This is a genomic window from Oceanobacter kriegii DSM 6294 (assembly GCF_000422845.1).
Lineage (GTDB): Bacteria > Pseudomonadota > Gammaproteobacteria > Pseudomonadales > Oceanobacteraceae > Oceanobacter > Oceanobacter kriegii.
In genome coordinates, this window is the sequence record NZ_AUGV01000032.1 from 1 (window position 1) to 5,390 (window position 5,390).

At 55.7% G+C, this 5,390-nt stretch carries 7 protein-coding genes; all 7 read right to left on the minus strand.

The window, feature by feature from the left end; genetic code table 11:
• On the minus strand, positions 1-689 hold a 689-nt coding region (locus tag G516_RS0113130), incomplete at its 3' end, for an Arm DNA-binding domain-containing protein (protein WP_036536499.1).
• An 88-nt stretch (positions 690-777) separates the two neighbouring features.
• A complete protein-coding gene (locus G516_RS0113135; protein ID WP_028294040.1) occupies positions 778-1,239 on the minus strand; it encodes a hypothetical protein in 462 nt (153 codons plus the stop codon).
• Positions 1,236-2,195 carry a hypothetical protein gene (locus G516_RS24880; protein WP_028294041.1) on the minus strand — a complete coding sequence of 320 codons (960 nt, stop codon included), beginning with the start codon at positions 2,193-2,195 and terminating at the stop codon, positions 1,236-1,238. Before G516_RS24880 ends, G516_RS0113135 begins: the two co-directional genes overlap by 4 nt.
• The gene (locus G516_RS0113145; protein WP_028294042.1) at positions 2,192-2,392 is read right to left on the minus strand and encodes a hypothetical protein; all 201 of its coding nucleotides are present in this window, start codon (positions 2,390-2,392) and stop codon (positions 2,192-2,194) included. The genes G516_RS24880 and G516_RS0113145 overlap by 4 nt, the downstream gene beginning before the upstream one ends.
• A 1-nt stretch (position 2,393) precedes the next feature.
• Positions 2,394-2,648, minus strand: a complete 255-nt coding sequence (locus G516_RS0113150; RefSeq protein ID WP_028294043.1) for a hypothetical protein — start codon at positions 2,646-2,648, stop codon at positions 2,394-2,396.
• A 2-nt stretch (positions 2,649-2,650) separates the two neighbouring features.
• The gene (locus tag G516_RS0113155; protein WP_028294044.1) at positions 2,651-2,863 is read right to left on the minus strand and encodes a hypothetical protein; all 213 of its coding nucleotides are present in this window, start codon (positions 2,861-2,863) and stop codon (positions 2,651-2,653) included.
• Between the two features lie 147 nt (positions 2,864-3,010).
• A partial coding sequence (locus G516_RS0113160) for a toprim domain-containing protein (protein ID WP_028294045.1) occupies positions 3,011-5,390 on the minus strand: 2,380 nt, incomplete at its 5' end.

A 5,390-nucleotide genomic window follows, 5' to 3' on the forward strand; every position in this document is an offset into this window, starting at 1 on the left:
TCGTAGCGGACGATGCCTTGTTCGAGATCGATGACGTCTTCCCATGCCAGACCGGTCCATTCAGACAGGCGACAGCCATCCCATAACGCAAACGCCAGTCCGTTCTGTTCCTGTTTGTATGGTGTGTCGAGTTGCATTAGAGCTTTGATTTCGTCGCGGTCGAACGGATCTGGGTCTTCGTCGTCGGGCAGTTTAACGTTGATGTCCTTGCAGGGATTGAGCGCTGTGCGGTGCTCTCGGCTGTAGAGTTCAAACACGGAGCTGACCAGGTAAACCAGTTCCTTGATCATTTTGTTGGAATAATCGCGCAGGTCTTCGGTGGTCCAGAGTTTGATTTCGAGGTAGTCGATGCTGTTGATCTGGCGTCCGGCCCATTTGGGCAGGATGTGCTTGTTGAACTTGCTGCGCTCGGCTCTCCAGGTGCTGGCAGCGACGTCGGCCTCGCGGATCGATAACCACATACTGGCGTAGTGACCGAAGGAGCTGGCCTTGATGCGTTCAGATTCCGGGAAGTGGCGGGCGTAGTCGAACGTGCCGGATTCGATTTCGAGGTTGATGATGGTCGCCAGTCGTTGTGCCCGGTTGATGTTGTCGGGCGTGGCGTTGCCGATCGGTTCGCGGCAGAGCTCGCCTTTGTAGCGGAAGTAGACGCGGACTTTCTTGCCGCGGATTTCGTAGCCATCTGGCATGGTGGTGTCTCTCGGTAATTCGATGGGGTCAGGATAGGGTTTAGCAGACGGGGCCTAACCGGCTTATCGGGCCGGTTAGGCCGGAGCTTTAAATTTCAGACCATTGCCATTCCCAGTCCCCCAGTTTTGTAACGATCTTTCGGCGTTCCATTTCTTCCAGGGTATCAAGTGCTTGGTTGTAGCCAATGCGGCAAACTCTTTGAAGTCGGCTCGGCGTGGGCTTCATTGACCTATCAGTAACTTCGAGAAAGTTTTTGATGTTTCTCTCGATGTAGTCGCTAGGTATCAGAGGCCTTTTCCCGAAATCAATCTTCTGAAGAGCTGGCTCGATATGCACGGAGTACCACTCCTGTTGGTTAAAGGTCAGCTTAAAATCTCGCGAAACAACATCTGATCCCTCACCAAACATGTCTGTGACTGTGACTGCATAGCTCTGAGTGTTGCGGCTATCAAAGCCTGCAAGTTCAGCTAATGCGGATACTTTCAATTCCATAAACGGCCCCTTTGCCCATTTCAGATTGACCGTTTTGCCGTTGATTATGATCTTCATGCCACTCCTCCCGCTGCCAGTTCGAAGCCGGTGCCGTCGCCGGCGTTGCGGACCATGCCTGCCTTTTCGAGTTCGTCGCGTTGTTTCTTGTATTGCCGATAGCTCATTCCACGGGTGTTGCATTCTTTCCAGCTGGGCATGCGGTCGAGTTGTTCGATTAGTTTGAACAGGGTCGGCGGTTGCTGGTTTTCGGTTTGTTGCTGATCGGTTGGTGTTTCGTCTTGCGGGGTTTGCAGTGTTGCTTCAGTTGATGAGGTTAACTCCGGAGAGCCCGCATGCTCTGTGGGTTTACGCTGTTGCCGGGTGGTTTCCGGATAGATGGTGGCGAGCACGATCAGAAGCCCGGGTATGAAATCAGCGATGGATGCAAAGGCGACCCATGCCAGCCAGCGGTAGTTGGCCAGCAGGTCGGCGACGATGCCGGCGGCGCTGGTTTGTGGCGTCTGCAGCTGCTCCAGATCGGCCAGCAGTGCCGGCAGCTGTTGTTGGATTTCCTGAGCCTTGAGGCGGTGTTGGCCTGCCATCCAAGTGTTGCCTTTGGCCTCTTCCTTGTTGGCGAGATCCTGAAAGCTGCTAATGCTGGCCTGCTTGTCGGCGATGAGCTGGCTGCGCACCTGGTAGCCGGTTCCTGCTTGCAGGTCGGCGGAGCGGCTGGCCTGATAGCGGGCTTCATAGAACACGGTGCTGGCGGTGATGGATATTGCAAGCAGGGCAAAAACCAGCAGCCCCAGCAGAGCGGCGGCTTTGGAATGGCCTTTAGCGAATAGCCTGCCGGCCTTTTGCGCCAACGTGTGCTGAGCCAGCACCAGTGAACCCGCGAGGGCTCCCAGCTGGATCTGGTCGATGGTGTTGCCGTCTTCGGCGAAGTCGACGAACAGGGTGACTTCACAGTAGCCGGAGACCATGACCAGCGTGCCGATGAGCAGCCATTGCGGCAGTTGTTTAACGTGCATCATTGCTTGTTCCTCCAGCGGCGCAGGCGCTCCAGATCGGCGGCGGAAAAGTCGCCGTAGATGGTCGCCTTGGCGTTTTCCTCGATGATGATGTTGCGACGGATCATTGCTTCCAGATAACTGGCCAAACGTGGTCGCGGATTGGTGTTGCTGGCAACCAGCTGCATGGCCACCGGTTGTTTGGTTGCTTGCTGTGCCATGTCAGGCTCCTTTTTTCACCTGGCTACTTTTTAACTGGCTACGCAGGAAGTCCTGACGCTTGCGTTCATTGAGCGAATACGCCTGAGGGATAAGGGCCGATACACCGTTGGCAATTACCTGAATGCTGTTTCCTGCCGCCATGTAATCGCGGGTGTCATTCTTCAACTTACAGCGCCAGAACTTGCGCACGGTTGCCGGGGTTTCACTTTCGTCGTCAGCCGTTTTGCGGGTAATGGATTCGATATGGCTGTTCATGGTCAGGCTCCTTGCTGCAGTTTCTTTAGGGCGTTCCGGCCAGCACGACCAAGGCATTTGCGCAGGGTGGCGCGTGGGTTTTGCTGGGTTTGCATGGCTTTGTAGGTGTTAGCGATGAGTTCCAGTGCGGCGATCGGGTCGCGGGTGACCTGAATATCGAGCAGTGTGTTGGCGTCGTCAGCACTGGTGTTGATGAGGTTTATTGGTGTGGTCATATTCACTCCGATATGTAAATTCGGGCTGCAAAAAGCCCCGCCGGCGAGGGCGTTAATTAAGTAAAAAAGCTGGTTTTATGGGGTTGGTGCTGGCGTTTTATATACCGTGCTAATCGGGACGATATGGCCAGTTATAGGTAATAGGCATTATTTGGGCGCCTCGAATATCCAGCATTTAACCGTTTTATCGGCGGATATTTTTGAGCGTACCGGGTGGTTACTGGTGACGAACTTACGCGACTTGGAACCTTTTAAGTGTTGCTTGAGAATGCGTGATTCCGGTACCCGCAACTTGAATTCGCCGCACCACCGCTCGAACTCTTTGACGTTGATGGCAAAGCCCATCTCGGGCTTGCCGTAGTGGTTTATCAGGGGGTCGGCACGGCTGGATTCGATGTAGTCGACGGCTTCCCAGAATTCCTGAACAACGGGATGGTCGGCATTGATGGCTTGCTGGCGTGCTTCTGCCATGTACACCAGGTTGGCCAGTGCGTCCTCGACGTCGTGGTCTTCGATCAGGTTGAGGCAGAGCGGGCCCAGGCATTCAACCAGTGCCATCATTTGGGCGTGGTTTTTGGCGATACGGATCATGCGGACCTTGCTGTTGGCCAGCAGGGTTTGTTCATGCTTAACCGTCGACTGCTGGAACAGTTCCATGATCTGCTTTTCTTTGATGGCTGCTTCAGCCAGAAAGCCGGAAACCGATTCGATGGGGCAGCGCTCCAGCCATTCTGCATGGCGTTTGGTTTCAGGCGTTTGATGCTCTCGGGTAACTGTGATGTGAACGATTCGCGAGAGGATGGCCTCGGATGCTGCCACTTGGTCATTCTGGGAGATGACGATGGAACCACGAAACGGTGGATCATAGGTTTCGTTGCCGCCAGTTTTGACACCACGGGAGCGCATGGCGCGGCCGTTGTAGGCGGTTTTGAGGTCGTCCCAGTCGAACTGCTTGGCCTTGGCACCTTCGGTGGCTTCGCGGTCGGATTCGATCAGTACGACGGGCAGGTTGGAGACCTGCGAGAACATGCGAGCGCGAGCGGCGGTGGTGGCCTTTTGTGGGTCGAAGCCTTCGTAATCTTCGCGCCCCAGGCACTTCCAGAGGAATTCAATGAGGGTGGATTTACCGGCACCTGCCTGACCCACCAATTCAAAGAATGGAAAGCTTTTGGTTAAACCACGGATCTGTTCGGCAAACAGACTGCCGAGGAAAAAGGCTGTGGTAATGGTGCCGGCACTGCCGAAGGCGCCGATAACGTGTTGTGCCCAATTTCGGTCGTATTCGCGGGTGTTCAGGTTGATGTCGATGCGGGGTTCGCTGGCGAGTGATTTAACTGACAGCTTGCCGAATTCGTAATAGTCCTCGCTGTTGATCTTGCGGGCGCGCCCTTCGCGGATAGCTACTTCGTTAAAGATCCAAGCCTTGTGCTCCTTGCTGTAGCCAATGAAGTCGGTGGTTTCGACGGTTTTGAGGTTGTGCATCATGTCTTGCATGAGGCGGTCGAGCTGCTTGGCGCTGCCGGTGTACCAGGCGTTTTTGATGGCCAGCAGGCGGTTTTTGAATTCGCTGGCGCCGGTGAGCTGTTTTGGCGTGAACGGTGCTTTGTAGATGCCGTCGGCGGTTTCGATGCGGAAGTAGTACCAGCTTTCGTCAGTTTGCGTATTGGCTTGGAAATACAAAGGTCGCGGGATGGCGGTGGCGATGCAGTTGACGACGCCAGCGTTGGAGAGGGCGCGGTCGCGCTCTTCTGCAGTTAATGCACTGGCATCGACGTCGCGGCCAACTTCGCGGTCGTAGGCGTCCATGTTGAGTTCCCACCAATAGAGCTTGTGGCCGAAGGTGAACCAGAACTGGCGGCGCTCGCGCTTGTGGTACATGAGTAGTGCTTTGTCAGCTGGGGACTTGGCCAACAGCAAGTCGCCCTGGTGCAGGTATTCCTCGATGTCCTTGTCGGTCATGCGGCCGAGCTGGTGCAAGTCATTCCAATCGCGTTTGGCCGTGGTTGGCTGGGCTGCAGCACTTTTGAAACCGAGGCGATCGGCGCGTTCGACATGCTTTAACGTAGCGTCGCGTCCGGCTTTGTCGCCGTCTTGTGCCCAGACGATAGTGGGCAGCTTCTTGTTGGCCGGGCAGGCCTTCTTGATGCGTTCCAGCAGATCACTGGGGAAGTTGCTGCTGCTGATGTTGCTGACGGCCACGCGGCCGGCATGAATCCAGCTGATAGCGTCGAAAATGCCTTCGGTAACGAATACCTGGTCGGCTTCGGCCAATTCTGCGTCTGTGAAGATGGGCGCCTGCCAGACCAACCCCTTGTAATTACCCACAGCGCGGGCCTTGAGCTTGCCGAAGCGGTCGGGTTTATCCAGCACACGTTCCCAGAACCCTTGTGGCATGGCAAATCGAACGGTGGTGCTGCCTTCGTTGATGTCGTGGTTTTGGTACCACTCCTGGGTATACCAGCCCTTTACCTTGGCCAGATCGAAGCCGCGGCCGTCGCGCAGGTAGCCGTCGGCGACGGCGGTGGGG